The organism is Streptomyces showdoensis (genome assembly GCF_039535475.1).
In the GTDB taxonomy this organism is placed as follows: Bacteria; Actinomycetota; Actinomycetes; order Streptomycetales; family Streptomycetaceae; genus Streptomyces; species Streptomyces showdoensis.
This window is the reverse complement of the sequence record NZ_BAAAXG010000013.1, coordinates 162,351-179,424: the sequence shown is the minus strand read 5'-3', so window position 1 is coordinate 179,424 and position 17,074 is coordinate 162,351. Positions and strand designations below refer to the sequence as shown.

The window sequence follows — 17,074 nt, the reverse complement described above, 5'->3', positions numbered from 1 at the left end:
CCGCTCGGTTCATCCGTACGACAGGTCGGAGCAGGGGGCGTCGTCGGCGGACCGGGTGTCCTCGGTGGCCGCCGGCGGGGGAGTCGCGGCGGGCGGGGCGGAGGTGCCGGCGGGGGTGGGCGCGCCGGCGGTCGCGGGTGTACCGGCGGCACGGCCGTCGAGCGGCCGGTCGGCCTTCAGGGCCGCCCAGAGGGCCTCGGCCCGGGGCTCGACGATCGCGACGCGCGCCCCCTGGTAACGCCAGGGCAGCGTGACGAACTTCGTGTCGTGGAGGTCGACGTCCTTGAGTGACATCGCGAACGAGATCAGTCTGTCGGCGGATCCGAGGCCGGGGTCCACGGTGAGGGAGCGGGTCGCCGCGTCGGCGAGCGGCAGCAGCCGGGCCGGGGTGAGGCCGTCGCTCCTGACCTTCCTGAGCAGGGCGGCCACGAACGCCTGCTGGCGCTTGATGCGCCCTATGTCGGAACCGTCGCCGATCCCGTGGCGCAGCCGCACGTAGTCCAGGGCCTTCTGCCCGGAGACGGTCTGCTCGCCCTTGGCGAAGACGCGGGCGCCGCGCGTGGCGCGGTTCGGGTCGAGGTCCTTCTCGTACACGTCCTGGGGGAGGCACACCGGTACGCCGTGCACGACCTCGGTCAGGGCGGCGAAGCCCTTGAAGTCGACGACGACGGTGTGGTCGACGCGCAGCCCGGTCAGCTTCTCGACCGTGTTCTGCGTGCACGCCGGGTTGCCCTCGGCGCTCTGCCCCACGGCGAACGCGGAGTTGAACATGGCGCCGGTGCGCGGCCTGGTCCACGTGCCGTCGGGGAGCCGGCAGGGCGGGATGTCGACGAGCGTGTCGCGGGGGAAGGAGACGGCGACCGCGTGCTCGTGGTCCGCGTACACGTGCAGCAGGAAGGAGGTGTCGGAGCGGCCGATGTCGTGCGCGTCCCCGCCGCCGAGCGCGCTGTTCCCGCCGGTGCGCGCGTCCGAGCCGATGACCAGGACGTTCTGTCCCGGGCCGGAGGCGGCGGGCCGGTCGTCGGAGAGGCCCTCGGCGCCGAAGGTCCGGATGCCGCCGCTCAGCTTGAGCCAGCCCCAGCCGAACCCGGCGGTCGTCAGCACGAGCAGCGCGAGCGCCGTCATGAGGAGCCGTCCGACCCGGCCGCGTCGGCGTGGCCCGCCCCGCGGTGCGGACCGGCGTGCCTGTGTGCCGCGGTTTCCGCCTGTCATCAGCGTGACCCCATTCCTCCGAGCCCGTAAGGCAGGACGGCGGCAGGCGCCGGAAGGTTGCACAGCTGCGCAACGTGCAGGATGGGGGTGGGGGATCGCGGGGCGTCGGTCCCGGCGGGGCGCCCGCCCGCGCCGCTAGGGGCTGGCCGGGTCGTACCCGTACCGCAGCACTCCGTCCCCGGTGCTCCCGTCGAGCCGGTAGACGTGGAGCGCCTCGACGCGGGTCCCGGCGGAGTCCCCCTCGACCGTGCAGGGATAGGTCACCTGCAGTACGGGCGGCCGGTCGGACACCGTCAGGCGCACGCCGTCCGCGGGACCGCCCAGGAGCACCGCGCTCTGGCGAGCCGTCATGTCACTCGTCCCCATGGAGGCAACCTTAAGTGTTGCGCAACTCCTGAAACGTCGTGAGCTCCGTCACGCGCGGAGCGTCCAGGGGGTCGGCGCGACCCCGCACCCGCCAGTTGTACAGTTGCGCAACAAGGCAAACGACCCCGTCTCCGAGGGAGAGTGACCCCGTGCTGCGCAACGCACTGGAACCCTGGCACCTGCTGCTCGTGGCGATCGCGTTCATCGTCCTGTTCGGATCCAAGCGGCTGCCGGACACCGCGCGTTCCCTGGGCAAGTCGCTGCGCATCCTCAAGAGCGAGACGCGGGCGATGCGCGCCGACGGCCAGGCGGGCGACAGCGCCCCGCCCGCGCCCGGGGCATGACCCGGGGGAGCGCCGCTCGTTGACGGGCGCGGCGGCCGCGAGCGCCGCGCCGGCCGGCCCGTCCGCCCGTCCGCGCCGGAATGCGAGGTAGGTCACGCACCCCGCCGTGCATCCATGGGAACGGCTCGTGCATCTTGTGTGCGCGAGGTCCGTGTGGGCCTCGTGCGACAACGACTCCTACCGAGGGCAGAACATTTTGATATCGACCACTTTGGGCGTGCGTCGTGCCGTGACCGTCGCGGTCACGACCTCCGCCGTGCTGGCCGGCGGCCTCTTCGCCGGCCAGGCGCACGCCGCGACGCCGCCCGTTCCGTCCATCACCGCCGCGGGCGGCTTCGTGATGAACAACGGGACGGGCGCCGCGCTGTACGGGAAGGCCGCGGACACCCGCCGGTCGACCGGCTCCACCACGAAGATCATGACCGCGAAGGTGGTGCTGGCCCAGCGCGGCCTCAACCTCGACGCGAAGGTCACGATCGACAAGGCGTACAGCGACTACATCGTCTCGAAGAACGCCTCCTCCGCCCGGCTCATCGTCGGCGACAAGGTGACGGTTCGTCAGCTCCTCTACGGTCTGATGCTGCCGTCGGGCTGTGACGCCGCCTACGCGCTGGCCGACAAGTTCGGCACCGGCACCACGCGGGCGGCCCGCGTGAAGTCGTTCATCGGCAAGATGAACGACGAGGCCCGCAAGCTGGGTCTGCGCAACACCCACTTCGACTCCTTCGACGGGATCAGCAACGGGTCGAACTACTCGACCCCGCGTGACCTGACGAAGATCGCGAGCAGTGCGATGACGAACTCCACGTTCCGCACCATCGTGAAGACGAAGGCCACGACCCAGAAGGTGACCACCAAGAGCGGTGGCTACCGGAACATGTCGTGGACCAACACGAACAAGCTCCTGAGCACGTACAGCGGCGCGATCGGCGTGAAGACCGGTTCGGGCCCGCAGGCCAAGTACTGCCTCGTCTTCGCGGCCACCCGCGGCAGCAAGACGGTCATCGGCGCGGTGCTCGGTTCGCCGAACGAGACGAACCGCGCGGCCGACGTGAAGAAGCTGCTGGACTACGGCTTCGCGAAGTAGCGGGTGGGGCGCCGTCCGGGAGGTCTCCGGGCGGCGCCCCGTGCGTGGGGCCGCAGGACGTGCGCCCCCGCCCGACGGGCCCCGGCCCCCCGCCCGCCGTAAGCTGAGAGGGGGAGTCCGGGGACAGCGGGTGTCCGCTGGTTCACGGCGCCGAGCGTGGGGGAGCGCGCGCCGCACGGCGGCACACCTGGAAGTTCCGTACCCCAAGGACGGAGTGAACCATGCGTGCGCTCAAGTGGCGTCGTGCGGCGGTGGCACTGTCGTCCGGCGTCGTGCTCGCGAGCGGCCTCCTGGTGGCGCCGGTCGCCGCCGCCGCGCCGGACACGGTCCCCGCGGCGAAGGGCTGCTACACCCGCGACGGCGAGCCGCCCCAGAAGAGCGGGACCGACATCGGCGGCACGCCGCCGCGGTACGAGTACAGCAACAGCCCGTACATCGGCGGGCGCTACGACTCGTGCAACAACCAGATCAAGCTCTACTACGGCGGATACACCACCAATCTGACGCACTACAACGTCCGCTGGCAGTACGACAACACCGACTGGAGGATCAGCAAGCAGAGCCCCGGTGAGCGGCGGGTGTGGACCCTGGACGCACCGGGCAACGACTACAACTTCATGGTCCAGGCGTGCAACGGCAACTCGTGCACCCGCTGGTCGCCGCAGCTGTACGTAAACGCACGCTGAAGCCTCGTGGGCCGTGCGTCGCCGTGGTGACGGACCGTGTGATGACGTCCCATGTGGTGACACTCCGTGTGGAGTGAGCCCCTCTGGTGACGGACCGTGTAGCGACAGCCCCTGTGGTGACAGACCGTGTGGTGACAGACCGTGTGATGCCGCCCCATGGGGTGACTCCGCGTACGACGTGCCGCGACGACCGGGGTGACGGCGCCGGTTCCGGCCGTTCAGGACAGGCCGGGCAGTGACACCTCCAGCGCCGGCACCTCGCGCGGTGTGCCGTCGGCGTCGATGGCGACGAACGTCAGGAAGGCGGTGGCCACCTCTGTGGTCGGGCCGGCGCTGTTCCACCGCTCGGCGGTCACGCGGACCCCGACGGTCATGGAGGTCCGCCCGGCGCGTTCGAGTGCTGCCTCGACGCTGAGCAGGTCCCCGGCGCGGACGGGGGCGAGGAAGGACATCCGGTCGACGGCGACGGTGACGGCCGGCCCGTCGGCGTGTCGCCCGGCGGCCGCCGCGGCGGCGTCGTCGATGAGCTTCATCATCACGCCGCCGTGGATGGTCCCGTACAGATTGGTGTCGTGCTCGCTCATGATGTGGGCGAGGACGACCCGGGAGTCGTCCGGGGTCTTGACCGGGCGTGCGGTGGCGGTGGGGGCGGGGCTGGGGGTGGAGGCGGTGGGATCGGCCACGTCAACTCTCCTTCGCGAGTCGCGGCAGGGCTGTTCCGCACGGCGGGGATGACCGCGTGCGGGCAGTGGCAGGTCTTCGGACTCGCGAGCACGTCCCGTCGGACGAGACACCTACTGGCCGTCGCTTCCCGGACCCGGGGGTCCAGTGCTGTGTGACGGCGGTCGTTCCCGCTCACCGCTGCGGGGCAGTCCCGGATTCCCACCGGGTTCCCTCTTGCGACGCATCCCGCCTGGCGGACGGGGCGAACCAGCTGCGACGCCCACCCTACGGCAGTGCACCCGCCCTCCTTATTGCACATATATTGCAGGTGCAGCCTGCAAGCAAGAAGGAGTGGGGCAGTGGCCGGACCAGTGGTGCTCGGGATCGAGTCGTCGTGCGACGAGACCGGCGCGGGGATCGTGAGGGACGGGAGACTCCTCGCGCACGTGGTGGCGTCGAGCATGGACGAGCACGCCCGCTTCGGCGGCGTCGTCCCCGAGATCGCCGCCCGCGCGCACCTCCAGTCCTTCCAGCCGGTGGTGCGCGAGGCCCTCGACCGGGCGGGGCTGCGCCTGAACGCGATCGACGCGGTCGCCGTCACCACCGGACCGGGCCTCTCCGGCGCCCTCCAGGTCGGTCTCGCGGGGGCGAAGTCCCTGGCGTACGCGGCCGGGATCCCGCTCTACGGCGTCCACCACCTGGCCGGTCACGTCGCCGCCGACACCCTGGAGCACGGCCCGCTGCCCACCCCTTGCGTGGTCCTGATCGTCTCCGGCGGCCACACCTCCCTCCTGCTGGTGCGGGACCTGGTGCGCGAGCCGATCCTGCACCTGGGCGACACCCTCGACGACGCGGCGGGGGAGTGCTTCGACAAGGTCGCCAGGATCCTCGGGCTGCCCTACCCCGGCGGGCCGGCCGTCGACCGGGCCGCCCGCGACGGCGATCCGGGCGCCGTGCGCTTCCCCCGGCCGCTGACCCGCCCCGGGGACGACCCGTACGCCTTCTCCTTCTCCGGCCTCAAGACGGCCGCCGCCCGCTGGGTCGAGAAGCACCGGCTCCAGGGCCTGGACGTCCCGGTCGCGGACGGGGCCGCCGCGCTGCAGGAGGCCGTCGCCGACGTGCTGACCCGCAAGGCGCTCGCCGCCTGCGCGGCCCACGACGTGCGGACCCTGATCGTGGTCGGCGGCGTCGCGGCGAACTCGCGCGTCCGCGGCCTGGCCGAACTGCGCTGCGCCGCGGCGGGCGTGGAGCTGCGGGTGCCGCCGATGACGCTGTGCACCGACAACGGCGCCATGATCGCTGCCGTCGGCGAGCTCCTCGTACGGTCCGGGGCCGAACCCGCCCCGCTGGACGTGTCGATCGACCCCTCCGCCCCGCTGGAGTACGCCGCCCTCACCCCGGGCTGACACGTCCCGGGCGGTCGGGACCCCCGCCCCATGCGTACGGGACGGGGGCGGGGCGAGGGTGGTGGGCGACGGCGCGGATCCGCCGCGCCCCCCAGACGGTGAGGCATCGACACATGTTCGGAATACGCAACTCGGTCCTGGCCGGGGCGGTCGCCGTGGCGGCCCTGACGACCCTGGCGGGTCCCACGGGGGCCGCCGTCGCCACGAGCGGTGACGGCGGTGGAGGGAAGCACTGCACGGTGCGGCCGAACCAGCGGGGGCCGGTCTGCTTCGACACCTTCGCGCAGGCCATCGCCGACGCGACGAACGGGGCCGTACGCCTCCCCGCCGGAGCGAGGACGGTCACCCAGCGGCAGCTCGACGCGGGTGCCCGCGCCGCCGGCCTCGGGGCGAACGCGGCGACGGTCGTCGCGGTCGTCTACAACGACGCGAACTTCGGCGGGCACTCGTTCACCTTCGTCAAGGACCACGGATGCGACGGCGACTGGGGGACCGTCGAGTTCGAGGAGGGCAACCTCCGCTACTTCTACGACAACACGGGCTTCAACTGGGGCGACGAGATCGGCTCCGCCCAGGAGTACGCGGGCTGCCACGGCATCTACTACGAGAACAGCTGGTTCAACACCCGGAAGTCCGGCCGCACCGTCGAAGGCGCGTGGAGCGGAGGATGGATGGACGACGAGGCGTCCTCCATCCGCTGGGTCTGACCCTCCGGGGCCCGCCGGTCGGGTCTGGGCCCCGGCCGGTCACGGTCCGCCGCCCAGGCCCGACCGGCGGGCCCGCACGATGGCCTCCGCGCGCGTCGCCGCCTGGAGCTTCGCGAGGATGTTGGACAGGTGGTTGCGGACCGTCTTCGGGCTGAGCGTCAGGCGGCGCGAGATCGCCAGGTTGTCCAGCCCGCGGGCCACCAGGTCCAGCACCTCCCGCTCCCGCGAGGTCAGTTCCGGCAGCGGCACCGGCCCGCCCCCGGCCGCGGCGTGGCCCAGCAGGTACGCCATCGCCCGGCTCGCCACGGCGGGGCCCAGGATCACCTCGCCGTTGGCGACGGCCCGCACCGCCCGCTCGATCTCCGCGGGCGCCGCCCCCTTGAGGAGGTATCCCCGCGCACCCGCCCGCATGGACGCGAAGACCGCGTCGTCGTCGTCCAGCATCGTCACCACCAGGACCCCCGCCCGCGGCAGGATCCGGAGGATCTCGCGCGTCGCGTCCACCCCCGACGGGGCCGTGTCGCCCAGGTGCAGGTCCATCACCACCACCTCCGGCGCCAGTTCGGCCGCCGCCGTCACGGCCGCCGCCACCGAGGCCGCGTCGCCCACGACCTCGATCCCCGGCAGCGAGTCCAGCAGCGCCGACATCCCGAGCCGGAACACGGGGTGGTCGTCCACCACCAGCACCCTCAGCACGGCAGCCTCAGCTCCAGCCGGGTGCCCCGGCCCGACGCGCCGGGGCTCCAGACGGCCGTGCCGCCGACGCCCTCCGCGCGTTCGCGGATCGACACCGTGCCGATCCCGTGCCGCGCATCCGCGGGCATGCCCCTCCCGTCGTCCTGCACCGAGACGTCCAACAACTCGTCCTCCGCGCCGAGTTCCACCGTGCACAGGCGCGCGTGCGCGTGCCGCGACACATTGCGGATGGCCTCCGCGACGATCGCGTACACCGCCCCCGCCACCTCCGGAGGCGTGCGGTCGAGCCCCTCGCCCCGCTCCCGCACCATCACCGTCAGCCCGTCCGCCTCGTAGCGCATCACCAACTCCCGCAGCGCCGCCGCAAGGCCCAGCTCGGCCAGCACCGGCGGAACCAGGCCGCGCGCGAGCACCCGCACCTCCTCCACCCGGGCGTCCACCTCCTCCCGCAGCCGCGCGAGCAGCTCGTCGGCCCGGTCCGCGCCCTCCGGCAGCAGGGTGCGGGCGGCCGACAGCGCCAGTCCCACGCCGGCCAGCGCGGGACCGATCTCGTCGTGCAACTCCCTTCGCAGCAGTCGGCGTTCGTCGTCCCGGGCCGCGGCAAGCCGCCCGCGCGACTCCCGCAGCGCCCGCGTGACGGCCGCCAGCTGCACGGCCGTGGCGACCAGCGGCGCCACCTCGTCGAGGGCCGCGCGTGCCCGCCGGTCCAGGCGCTCCCCGGGACGCGGGGTCACCAGCAGCACACCGGCCGGCTCGCCCCGGACCACCAGCGGGACCGCCACGTCGTCCGCCGCCTTCCGGAAGCCGGCCCGGGCCACGCGCGCGTCCGCGGCTCCGTCCCCGACCCCGTCCCCGTCCCCGTCGAGGATCCGTACGCCGCCCAGGTTGAAGGAGACCGCGATGGACTCCGCCATCCCCGCGAGCGCCTCCTCCGGGGTGCCCGCGCTCCCCAGGTGCCGCCCGACCCGGCTGAGCGCGGGCGCGGCAGCCTCCCCGTACACGAGCCGGTCCACCCGCCGTTGCAGCCAGCCGCGGACCGGCTGGAACCCCGCCGCGGTCGCCGCGGTGGCCAGCACCCGCGCCACGGTGCCGTCGCCCGGCAGCAGCAGCCCGAGGAGCGCGACCGCGGTCAGGTAGCCGGCCACCAGCAGGCCCGTGAGGAGCGTCCACACGAGGGTCCGGCTGACGGCCAGGTCGATGCCGAACATGCGCCGCCGCAGCACCGTGACCAGGATGGCGGCCGGGAAGAAGGCCTGCGAGGCCAGATGCGCGAGCGGGGTGAAGAGGGCGATGGCGGGGCCGGGTTCGCCCTCCGGCCACACGAGCAGCGGGACGAACGTGGCCGAGATCAGCGCGACACCGATGGCGAGCCAGCCCAGGCCCCGGGCGGCAGGGTCCCGGTACCGGCGCAGGGCCGCGTGTCCGGCGGCCGTGAACCCGAGCAGCACGACGGCGACCAGGATGCCCCGGTCGACCGGCGGAGCGAGGCGCGCCCAGGCCTCGCTGCGGATCGCCAGCGGCGAGAACGACCCGCCCGCCGCGGGCCACGGCCACGGGTCGGTCACCCGGACGGCGAGCCCGGCCACGACGGCGGTCGCTCCCACGCCGATCGCGACCCGGGCGGGCCGCGCCGGGCGCTCCTCGGTCAGCAGGTACGGCACGACGAGCATCAGGGCCAGGGTCCCCGGCACCCACGCCGTACCCTGCAGGATCACCCAGCCCGGCGGCAGCCCGCCCGGCGACGGCGCGGCCGTCACGCCGAGTTGGGCCACGAGGGCGGAGACGCCCGTGCCCACCGCCGTCAGCGCGACCAGCCAGCCCACGAGGTGCAGCCGCCGGCTCAGGACGACGGCCGCGACGAGCCCGTACACGAGCGCGTCGGCGGTGTCGACGAGGAAGAAGCCCTGGTCGCTGCTCCAGGACGCGCCCGCCGCGACGGCGAGGACGATCCCGGTGGACGCGAGCCCCCAGGCCGACACCAGTACGGCGGCGGCCACCCCCCGATGGCCGCCGCCGCGCCGTCGCCCGCCGCCCGCCGTCTCGAACTCCCCCAAGTCCCCCATGGCAGAAGGGTCTCAAGGCGGCGGGCCCTTGTCACAGGGTCACGCCGGGGCGCGTCGCCCCAGCGCGAAGGCGGCTCCGAGGACGAGCAGGTACGGTACGCCGACCATCAGGGCCAGGTACTGGAACGGGGTCAGCTGCGTCACGGCCAGCAGCAGCCCGAAGGCCACGCTCACCACCCCGATCCACCGCGCGACGGCCCCCTGCCGGAACGCGGCCACGGCCAGGGCGCCGGCGGTGAGCAGCAGCCCGGACCACAGCCAGCCGTAGGTGCCGAGCTGCCCCACCGAGGACATGACGGTGTCCGGATCGCTCGCGGCCCGGTTGCGGATCTGGTGGAAGGCCTCGGTCCCCATCCCGCACCCGGCCAGGCTCAACGCCCCGGTGAGCAGCATCCCGAGGAACGCGGTCATCGGCACCAGGCTCCCGGCCGGGCACTGGCGCTCCAGCCGCCGCTTGAGCCCCGCCCCGAAGAGCACGGACCCGAACGCGGCCAGCGTGAAGGCGACCTGGGTGGCGAACGCCCACCACATGGTGGTGTCGTCGAACCGGGCCACCATCGCCGCGTTGTCGGCGAGATCTGCCTCCTCGAAGGGCCACAGCGGCCCCGAGGCGACGATCACCCCGACCCCCGCGAGGGCGGTCACGATGCCGCCCCATCCCCAAGCGCGCCCGTCTTCCCCCGTACCGGTCATGCCGACCCCCTGCGATGCTGTGCGGGAGCGTGTCCCCCGCCCCGACACCGTCCCGCGCCCGCCGTCCCGTCCGCATGGGCCGGGCGTCCCGACGCGCCGGGAAACGCGGGGCCCGCGACAGGGCGACCGGACGACCGGAGGGACAAGGAATGGACGACGACGGTACGAAGGGGCTGCCGGTGACGGCGGCCGAGCTGTTCGACGGACTGGGCATCGACTACGAACGCGCCTTCGGCCGCCTGCCGGCCCAGCTGGCGGCGGTCGAGTGGCTCACCGCGCGGCTGGACGCGGGGGCCAGGGTCCTCGACGTCGGCAGCGGCACCGGACGCCCGGTGGCCGAGCTCCTGGTGCGGGCCGGCTGCGAGGTGACCGGCATCGACGTGTCCGGGGAGATGGTCGCCCTGGCGGCCTCGCAGGTGCCCGGGGCCCGCTTCGAACGGTCCGACGTCCGCTCCTTCGACGCGCCGGAGGGCGGCTTCGACGCGGTGTGCGCGTTCTTCCCGCTGCTGATGATGAGCCGCGCCGAGGCGGCCGCCGCCCTGAAGCGGATGGCCGGCTGGCTGGCACCGGGCGGCTTCCTGGTGACGGCGACCGTGCCCGCCGACGTGGAGGACGTCGAGATCGTCTGGATGGACCGCACGGTCAGGGTCTCCAGCTTCTCCGAGGAGGAGTACCTGCGCCTCCAGCGGGAGGACTGCGGCCTCGACGTCCTCCACCACGCGGTGTCGTCCTTCACCCCCGACGACACCCGCGCGGCCCCCGAGGACCACCTCTTCACCTACGCCCGGCGCCCGGCCCCCGGGACGGAAGGGGCTGAAGGAGCTGAAGCGGCGGAAGGAGTGGACGGGGGCGACGGGGGCGACGGGGCGTAGGGCGGTCAGCCGAGCAGGGTGCCCAGCGGCGAGAGCGAGTTGCCCGACAGCGGTACCTGGTCGAGGGCGGGCACGCTCTGGGCCTGCGACGCGGGCGCGCTCGGCAGGTCGTCCGCCGCCGCGGGCCGCGGGGCCGGTGCGTCGGCGTCGCCCGGGCCGGCGGCCGCGGCCGCTCCGGCGGAGCCGAGGGTGACGGCCCCGGCCAACAGAACGCAGTGGAGGATCCTGGACTTCATGCTCCGCCTTCCGATGGAGATGCGTGCGGACGGACGCGTGAGGACGCGTCGTACGGCGTGACCAACGACGCACGGATCGGCGGGATGCGCACCGGGTCCCGGGGAGGACCCGCCCCCACGACCCCGTCCGCGCCCCTCACCGACGACGCGCGGATCCCGCCCGCCGCGCCGGCGGAGGCGGTGGAGGCGGCCGGGACGGGGTGAGGGCCGGTCCCGGCCGCCGTGCCGGGGCGGGGGCGTCAGGTCGTGTACTGGGAGTTGAGGCGCACGTACCCCTCGGTCAGGTCGCAGCCGTACACGGTGAACCTGCCGTCCCCGATGCCGAGGTCGATGCCGATCACGACCTCCTCGTTGGCCTTCAGGTACGCGGCCACGGACTCGCGGCGCTCGTCCTCGTCCGCCCCGGGCGGGTAGACGCCGATGTCGCCGAAGCGCACGGTGACGTTCTCCGGGTCGATGTCCAGGTCGTCCTGGCACTTCCCTACGGCCATCACGACCCGCCCCCAGTTCGGGTCGGCGCCGTGGACGGCGGTCTTGACCAGCGGGGAGTTGACCACGGCCTTGCCGACCCGCTTGGCCTGGGCGGTGTCGCGGGCGCCCTCGACCTCGACCTGGATCAGGGTGGACGCCCCCTCGCCGTCGGACGCGATCATCTTCACCAGGCCCAGCGCCACGGTGTGCAGGGCCCGTTCGAAGGCCTCGGGGTCGACCGGGCCCGCCAGGCCGTTGGCGAAGAGGGCGGCGGAGTCGGAGGTGGAGGTGTCGGTGTCGATGGACACGGCGTTGAAGGTGACGTCCATGGTCCGCTTGAAGACCGCCGTCAGGGTCTCCGGGTCGAGTTCGGCGTCGGTGACGAAGAAGGTCAGCAGGGTCGCCATGTCCGGCTCCAGCATGCCGACGCCCTTGGCGATGCCGGTGAGGGTCGCGTCGCCGATCCGGACGCTCAGGCACTTGGGGCGGGTGTCGGTGGTCATGATCGCCCGTGCCGCCGTCCCCATGGTCTTGGGCTCGCCCGCCGGGGGCCAGGCCAGGCCGTCCAGGTGGCCGACGATCCGCTCCAGGGGGTACTGGCGCCCGATCACCCCGGTGGAGGCGATGAGGAGTTCCCCGGGGTCGATGCCGAGGGCCCGGGCGGCGGAGTCCCGCACGGTGACGGCGTTGCGCGCGCCCTGCTCGCCGGTGGCGACGTTGGCGTTGCGGGCGACGACGACCACGCCGCGCGCGCTGCCGTCGGCCGCCGCGGCCCGCGAGAGCGTCACGGACGGGCCGGCGAACCGGGAGCGGGTGAAGACGGCGGCGGTCCGCGCGGGGGCCTGCGAGGCGATGACGCACAGGTCGTCGCGGCCGTCCTCCTCGATGCCCACGGGCGCGGTGTGGACGATGAACCCCTGCGGGACCGCTGCGTCATTATGCATGAAGTTTCGCCTTTCGGAATAAGTATTCATTCGGGGTCGAGTAAGGGGCCGGGGAGTCGACGACCCACCGGCCCACGTCCTTCGTATCAGACAACGCGGCCCTCACGCCCGTGAACGCCGCATCGTGTCAGCCGTTCGTGCCCCCGGTCGTGCCCCCGTCCGGCCCGGAGGCCGCCCCGTCCCCGGCCACCGAGAGCACCGCGTAGTCGTACATCCCGTACGCCGGGGACATCAGGACGTTCGCGGTCCTCGCCCCCCTGAACAGCACGGACTTGACGTACATGTAGGGGCACATGACGGCCTCGTCCAGGGCGGCCCGGTCCACGTCCGCCCAGATCCGGGCGCGCTCCCGCTCGTCGCGCGTCGCCGCGCCCCGGTCGAGCAGTCCGTCGATCCGCGCGGAGGCCAGCTCGCCGAGGTTCTGGTTGCCCGTCTCCTTGATCGCGCGGGAGTCGGCGATCTGCTGGAGGAAGCCGTAGCCGTCCGGGAAGTCGGCCGCCCAGCCGAACATCACGATCCCGATGCCGTGCTCCCGCACGTACGCCGGCACCCCGACCGCCTTCGTGAAGTAGTCGCCCGAGGAGTACGGCACCACCTCGGCCCGGATGCCGACCCGGGCCAGCCCCGCCGACAGGGCGAGCGCGGCGTTCCACTCCTTGGTCCGGTCCTCGCGGGCACCGATCCGGGTGGTGAAGCCCTCCGGCAGGCCGGCCAGCGCCAGCTCCCGCCGGGCCGCCTCCAGGTCGCCCGTCCCCTCGGGGCCGACGGGGTAGCGGTCGAAGGGGGAGTGACCGAGCACGGAGGCGGGGAGCAGGGTGGTGGCGATCTCGCCGGCCGGGTCCCCGCCGTAGGCGAGGAGCATCGCCGCCTTGTCGGTCGCGTACTGCACGGCGCGACGGGCGTGCACGTCCGCGAGCGGGCCGATGTTCTGGTTGATGCAGTAGAGCCAGACGAAGCCCGTGGTCGGATTGTCCACCCGCTCCCGCAGCGCCGGCTCGGCCAGGATCCGCGCCTGCGTCGCCGGCTGCACGCCGACGCCGGCCAGGTCGATGTCCGCCTCCCCGTCGAGCAGGATGCGGTCCACCTCCGCCCCGCTCACCCCGAGCCGGACCGTGATCCGGTCCGGCAGGGCCGTCCGCACCGGGTCGGTCGCCGCCTCCCAGTGCGGGTTGCGGTCGAGCGTCAGCTCCGCCCCCGGCGCGTACGCGTCGATGCGGTACGGGCCCGAGGACACCGGCCGCAGCCGGTACCGGGGGAAGGTGTCCCGCCCGCGCGGCACCGGGATGGTCGTGGGCAGCGCGGCGAAGTAGTCGAAGGCGGCGAAGGGTTCGCGCAGCCGGAACACGAGGGTGCGCTCGTCCGGCGTCTCGATGCCCTCCGGGCCCGTGAGGTACTGGCGGAAGTACGCGGGGCCCCCGCGGGCGGCCGGGCCCTCGTAGACCCGCTCGGGGAAGGCGGCGCGCAGCACCGCGTACGCCACGTCCCGCGAGGTGACCGGGGAGCCGTCCTCGAACCGGATCCCCTCGCGCAGCCGGTAGGTCCAGGTGCGGTTGTCGTCGGAGGCCTCGCCGAGCGCCTCGGCCAGGTCCGGCACGAGCAGCGGGCCGCCGTCCCCGCCGGTGCGGTAGCCGACCAGCGGGCGCCCGATGAGCCGGATGAAGTTCCAGGTGTACGCGTAGTACGTGTCGGCCGGGTCGAGCGAGTCGAAGTCGTCCGTGCGGACGTACCTGAGCGTTCCGCCCCGGTGGTCCGACGGGTTCACGACGCCGCGTGCTGCCGCATTGAATGCCACGGGTTCTCCGGTGCCTCTCTGGTCAGGCGGGTGGTGGGGGAGCCGTCACCGGGCCAGGCCCATCGCCTGGATGTCGTACAGCCCGAAGGCGGGGTGCACGTACACGTCGGTGACGTCGGGGTGCCGGTAGTGCAGCGTGCGGTCGTGCGCCATGGGGAGGATGACGGCGCGCTCCATGACCGTCTCCTCGACGCGCTGCCAGAGCCGCCGCCGGACCGCCGGGTCGGCCGGGGCCTGCGCCTCGTCGACGAGCCGCCGTACGAGCGGGTCGTCGAGTTCGGCGAAGTTGAAGTTTCCGCCGCCGCGCTTGATCTGCCGGCCGTCCACCAGCGGGGCGAGGAAGCCGTACTCGGTCGGGTAGTCGGCACCCCAGTCGGTGACGCCCAGACCGAGGCCGAGCGCGCGCACCGTTGCGGGGTGTCCGAGGCCGGACCGGTAGTACGAGGCGGTGTCCAGGACCTCGACGCGGGCCCGGATGCCCACCCGGGCGAGCGCCATCGCGAGGGTCCGTGCCACCAGCTCGAACTTGCCCGGCTGGGTGCCGATCACGGTGTCGAAACCGTCCGGCAGCCCCGCCGCGGCCAGTTCGGCCCGGGCGGCGGCCAGGTCGCCCGTCCGATCGGCACCCGAGGGGTAGCGGTCGGCCCCGGTGTGCGAGGGGAGCGTGGGAGGGATGAGACTGGTGGCGAGCGAGCCGCCCACCCCGTCCCCGCCGCGCGCCTCGAGCAGCGCCGCCTTGTCGGCGGCGTAGAACACGGCCCGCCGGGCGTGCACGTCGTCGAACGGCGGCACGGCGGTCTGCACGGTGATGTACTGCAGGAAGCCGGTGGCCGGGTTGTCGGCCCGCGCCCGCAGCACCGGGTCGGCCAGGATCACGTCGCGCGCGGCGTGCTGGATGCCGCGGCCCTCGACGTCGACGTGGAACTCCCCGCCGACCAGCCGGGCGTCCAGCTCGTCGACGTCGACCCCGAAGGCGACGGTCAGCTCGTCCGGCAGCGCCGCGCGGACCGGGTCGCCGGCCCGGTCCCACTCCGGGTTGCGGACGAGGTGGAGGTCCCGGCCGGCCCGGTAGCGGTGGATGCGGTAGGGCCCGGAGCACACCGGCGCCGCCCCGTAGGACGCGCCCCTGTCGTGACGGGCCGGCACGGGCGCCGTGTTGGGCTGCGCCATCAGGAAGTCGAAGTCCGCGAAGGGCCGCCGGAGCCGGAAGCGCAGGGTGCGGTCGTCCGGGCACTCGACGGCCTTGCAGCGCTGCCCCTGGTACGGGCCGCGGTAGCCGCCGTGGTCGAGCAGGTCGAGGAGGTAGGTGGGTCCCCCCGGCAGGACGTCCTGCGCGAAGACCCGTTCCACGGCGTACGCGAGGTCCCGGGCGCGCACCTCCTCGCCGGACTCGAACCGGACGCCCCCGCGGATCCGGTAGGTCCAGGTCAGGCCGCCGTCCGACACCTCGCCCGGGGCGCTCGCGAGGTCCGGCACCACCGTCGGGGTGACCGGATCGGTGCCGAAGGCCATGAGGGTGCGGTGCATGGTCCGCTGCAGCAGCCACGACCACACGTAGTACGTGCGGGCGGGGTCGAGGGAGTCGACGTCGGCGGAGGCCACCATGGCGAGGCGCCCCCCGGGCCGGCCGAGGGGGTTCGCCACGGCGCCGACGGCGGCGTTCCATCCGGACATCAGCCGAGCTCCTTCACGTACAGGTACTGCGCCGAAAGGCCGCACCCCCGGGAGACCTTGGCCTCCGTGGAGCCGATGCCGTAGTGGACGGTCCCGACCCCGTGCCGCGGGGCGTGGTCGGCGAGCGTGTAGTACAGGAGCTCGTAGTAGAGCGGCAGCTTGCCCACGGCCGCGTAGTCGAAGCCGGCGCGGTGGGCGAACCAGGCGTCCTCGTGCGCGAGGACCAGGCCGAAGCCGACGACCCGGCCGTCCCGCACCGCCCGGGACACCAGGGCCCGTTCGCCCAGCCGCTCCGAGGCGGCCCACAGCACGGCCTCCGAGCGGCGCGGGTCCCAGCCCGTCATGCCGTACTTGGCGAACAGCTCGGTCTCCAGGGCGGCGAGCCGCGGGATGTCGGCGGGGTCCAGCGGGTCCAGGGTGATCCGCACGTCGGAGGCCTCCATGCGGCGCCGCTCGGCGCGCACCCGGCGCGAGCGCCGCGACGGGAGGCCCATGGCGTAGTCCATGAAGCCCTCGCCGGGCAGCGCGAGGGTGGCGAACTGGCCCGACTCGTGGGACGCGTACCCGCGTTGGTGGAGCACCTCTCGCTGGATCCGGTCGCCGGCGTCCACGTACGGGAAGCAGATCGAGCGGCAGCCGTCGAGGGCGGCCGCGCGCTCCGCCCGCTCGACGATCCGGTGCGCCGTCTCCGCGTCCGCCCCGGGGCGCAGCAGCAGCCGGGTCCGGCCGAGGTGCCGGCCGCCGGACATCATCGACGGCATCAGCCGGTCCACGTCACCGAGGCCGGCCAGGACCTCCGCCGCCCCCGCCATGCCCTCCCGGGCGCAGTGCCGGATCAGCAGGTCGGTGCGGCCCAGCGACCAGGGGGACTCGTGGGTCGCCCGCACCAGCGGCAGCGCGGCGAGCGCCCGGCCGCCGTCGCGCGCGGTGAGGTAGCCCATCCACGCCCCCGCGGAGTCCTGGAGGACCCGCATCCAGTCGGGGGTGAGGAAGAAGTCCTCCGCCCCGACGAGGGCGTCCCAGCCGGCCTCGCGCGCGTCCTCGGGCGACTGCCATTGGTCGATCACCACTCCACTGGTCACGGGGAGGATCCTCGGCCCGGACGGTCTCCGCCCGCTCTCCGCGCGCTCCCCGAAAAGGCGGTACGACCGCCTCCGGGCGG

Annotated in this window: 17 protein-coding genes, 1 pseudogene and 1 riboswitch; of the genes and pseudogenes, 7 read left to right on the top strand and 11 right to left on the bottom strand. The window is 73.8% G+C overall.

Going from position 1 to position 17,074, the window contains the following annotated elements; genetic code table 11:
• Nucleotides 1-66: 66 nt before the first annotated feature.
• Nucleotides 67-1,212: pseudogene (locus ABD981_RS09795) on the bottom strand (LCP family protein); the annotation flags it as partial.
• A gap of 135 nt (nucleotides 1,213-1,347) precedes the next feature.
• Nucleotides 1,348-1,563: a hypothetical protein gene (locus tag ABD981_RS09790; protein WP_046906697.1), complete on the bottom strand. Its 216-nt coding sequence runs from the start codon at nucleotides 1,561-1,563 to the stop codon at nucleotides 1,348-1,350.
• A gap of 164 nt (nucleotides 1,564-1,727) precedes the next feature.
• On the opposite strand from ABD981_RS09790, the gene tatA reads away from it, so the two are divergent.
• From tatA to ABD981_RS09775, 3 genes are all read left to right on the top strand, one after another.
• Nucleotides 1,728-1,922 (top strand): Sec-independent protein translocase subunit TatA, encoded by a 195-nt coding sequence (gene tatA, locus ABD981_RS09785; RefSeq protein WP_046906696.1) that lies wholly within the window; start codon nucleotides 1,728-1,730, stop codon nucleotides 1,920-1,922.
• A 217-nt stretch (nucleotides 1,923-2,139) separates the two neighbouring features.
• Nucleotides 2,140-3,009 (top strand): D-alanyl-D-alanine carboxypeptidase family protein, encoded by an 870-nt coding sequence (locus ABD981_RS09780; RefSeq protein WP_046906695.1) that lies wholly within the window; start codon nucleotides 2,140-2,142, stop codon nucleotides 3,007-3,009.
• 221 nt (nucleotides 3,010-3,230) lie between these two features.
• Nucleotides 3,231-3,695, top strand: a complete 465-nt coding sequence (locus tag ABD981_RS09775; protein WP_046906694.1) for a hypothetical protein — start codon at nucleotides 3,231-3,233, stop codon at nucleotides 3,693-3,695.
• 218 nt (nucleotides 3,696-3,913) lie between these two features.
• Here the strand turns inward: ABD981_RS09775 and ABD981_RS09770 are convergent, their stop codons facing one another.
• Nucleotides 3,914-4,378: an acyl-CoA thioesterase gene (locus ABD981_RS09770; protein ID WP_046906693.1), complete on the bottom strand. Its 465-nt coding sequence runs from the start codon at nucleotides 4,376-4,378 to the stop codon at nucleotides 3,914-3,916.
• A gap of 66 nt (nucleotides 4,379-4,444) precedes the next feature.
• A riboswitch (cobalamin riboswitch) is annotated at nucleotides 4,445-4,628 on the bottom strand.
• A gap of 101 nt (nucleotides 4,629-4,729) precedes the next feature.
• Here ABD981_RS09770 and tsaD point away from each other — a divergent pair.
• Both tsaD and ABD981_RS09760 read left to right on the top strand, forming a co-directional pair.
• Complete coding sequence (gene tsaD, locus ABD981_RS09765) at nucleotides 4,730-5,764, top strand: tRNA (adenosine(37)-N6)-threonylcarbamoyltransferase complex transferase subunit TsaD (RefSeq protein WP_046906692.1); 1,035 nt, start codon at nucleotides 4,730-4,732, stop codon at nucleotides 5,762-5,764.
• Nucleotides 5,765-5,877: 113 nt separating this feature from the next.
• Entirely contained in the window at nucleotides 5,878-6,471 is a 594-nt protein-coding gene (locus tag ABD981_RS09760; protein ID WP_046906691.1) for a hypothetical protein, read from the top strand.
• A gap of 39 nt (nucleotides 6,472-6,510) precedes the next feature.
• Here the strand turns inward: ABD981_RS09760 and ABD981_RS09755 are convergent, their stop codons facing one another.
• The 3 genes from ABD981_RS09755 to ABD981_RS09745 are packed head-to-tail and all read right to left on the bottom strand — an operon-like array spanning nucleotide 6,511 to nucleotide 9,875.
• Entirely contained in the window at nucleotides 6,511-7,167 is a 657-nt protein-coding gene (locus tag ABD981_RS09755) for a response regulator transcription factor (protein WP_338058629.1), read from the bottom strand.
• Nucleotides 7,161-9,230, bottom strand: a complete 2,070-nt coding sequence (locus tag ABD981_RS09750; RefSeq protein WP_123954315.1) for a sensor histidine kinase — start codon at nucleotides 9,228-9,230, stop codon at nucleotides 7,161-7,163. Before ABD981_RS09750 ends, ABD981_RS09755 begins: the two co-directional genes overlap by 7 nt.
• Nucleotides 9,231-9,269: 39 nt before the next feature.
• Nucleotides 9,270-9,875 (bottom strand): hypothetical protein, encoded by a 606-nt coding sequence (locus ABD981_RS09745; RefSeq protein WP_123954314.1) that lies wholly within the window; start codon nucleotides 9,873-9,875, stop codon nucleotides 9,270-9,272.
• 197 nt (nucleotides 9,876-10,072) lie between these two features.
• Between ABD981_RS09745 and ABD981_RS09740 the strand changes: the two genes are divergently transcribed.
• Nucleotides 10,073-10,795, top strand: a complete 723-nt coding sequence (locus ABD981_RS09740) for a class I SAM-dependent methyltransferase (protein WP_123954313.1) — start codon at nucleotides 10,073-10,075, stop codon at nucleotides 10,793-10,795.
• A gap of 5 nt (nucleotides 10,796-10,800) precedes the next feature.
• On the opposite strand, the gene ABD981_RS09735 is transcribed toward ABD981_RS09740, so the two are convergent.
• Nucleotides 10,801-11,031 carry a hypothetical protein gene (locus ABD981_RS09735; protein WP_131723843.1) on the bottom strand — a complete coding sequence of 77 codons (231 nt, stop codon included), beginning with the start codon at nucleotides 11,029-11,031 and terminating at the stop codon, nucleotides 10,801-10,803.
• Nucleotides 11,032-11,088: 57 nt separating this feature from the next.
• Here ABD981_RS09735 and ABD981_RS09730 point away from each other — a divergent pair, with 57 nt between their 5' ends.
• The gene (locus ABD981_RS09730; protein ID WP_165590913.1) at nucleotides 11,089-11,235 is read left to right on the top strand and encodes a hypothetical protein; all 147 of its coding nucleotides are present in this window, start codon (nucleotides 11,089-11,091) and stop codon (nucleotides 11,233-11,235) included.
• Between the two features lie 35 nt (nucleotides 11,236-11,270).
• Here the strand turns inward: ABD981_RS09730 and argJ are convergent, their stop codons facing one another.
• The 4 genes from argJ to ABD981_RS09710 form a co-directional block, all read right to left on the bottom strand.
• Complete coding sequence (argJ, locus tag ABD981_RS09725; RefSeq protein WP_046906688.1) at nucleotides 11,271-12,446, bottom strand: bifunctional glutamate N-acetyltransferase/amino-acid acetyltransferase ArgJ; 1,176 nt, start codon at nucleotides 12,444-12,446, stop codon at nucleotides 11,271-11,273.
• Nucleotides 12,447-12,573: 127 nt separating this feature from the next.
• Complete coding sequence (locus ABD981_RS09720) at nucleotides 12,574-14,238, bottom strand: ABC transporter substrate-binding protein (protein WP_046906687.1); 1,665 nt, start codon at nucleotides 14,236-14,238, stop codon at nucleotides 12,574-12,576.
• A gap of 45 nt (nucleotides 14,239-14,283) precedes the next feature.
• Nucleotides 14,284-15,912, bottom strand: a complete 1,629-nt coding sequence (locus ABD981_RS09715) for an ABC transporter substrate-binding protein (RefSeq protein ID WP_046906686.1) — start codon at nucleotides 15,910-15,912, stop codon at nucleotides 14,284-14,286.
• A complete protein-coding gene (locus ABD981_RS09710; protein ID WP_046906685.1) occupies nucleotides 15,912-16,994 on the bottom strand; it encodes a GNAT family N-acetyltransferase in 1,083 nt (360 codons plus the stop codon). Before ABD981_RS09710 ends, ABD981_RS09715 begins: the two co-directional genes overlap by 1 nt.
• Nucleotides 16,995-17,074: the final 80 nt, after the last annotated feature.

What these genes read in the sequence shown, in the direction of transcription:
- ABD981_RS09790 (WP_046906697.1), bottom strand. Translation starts at nt 1,563, where the DNA reads ATGACGGCTCGCCAGAGCGCGGTGCTCCTGGGCGGTCCCGCGGACGGC.
- ABD981_RS09775 (WP_046906694.1), top strand. Translation starts at nt 3,231, where the DNA reads ATGCGTGCGCTCAAGTGGCGTCGTGCGGCGGTGGCACTGTCGTCCGGC.
- ABD981_RS09760 (WP_046906691.1), top strand. Translation starts at nt 5,878, where the DNA reads ATGTTCGGAATACGCAACTCGGTCCTGGCCGGGGCGGTCGCCGTGGCG.
- ABD981_RS09750 (WP_123954315.1), bottom strand. Translation starts at nt 9,230, where the DNA reads ATGGGGGACTTGGGGGAGTTCGAGACGGCGGGCGGCGGGCGACGGCGC.
- ABD981_RS09740 (WP_123954313.1), top strand. Translation starts at nt 10,073, where the DNA reads ATGGACGACGACGGTACGAAGGGGCTGCCGGTGACGGCGGCCGAGCTG.
- ABD981_RS09735 (WP_131723843.1), bottom strand. Translation starts at nt 11,031, where the DNA reads ATGAAGTCCAGGATCCTCCACTGCGTTCTGTTGGCCGGGGCCGTCACC.
- argJ (WP_046906688.1), bottom strand. Translation starts at nt 12,446, where the DNA reads ATGCATAATGACGCAGCGGTCCCGCAGGGGTTCATCGTCCACACCGCG.
- ABD981_RS09715 (WP_046906686.1), bottom strand. Translation starts at nt 15,912, where the DNA reads ATGTCCGGATGGAACGCCGCCGTCGGCGCCGTGGCGAACCCCCTCGGC.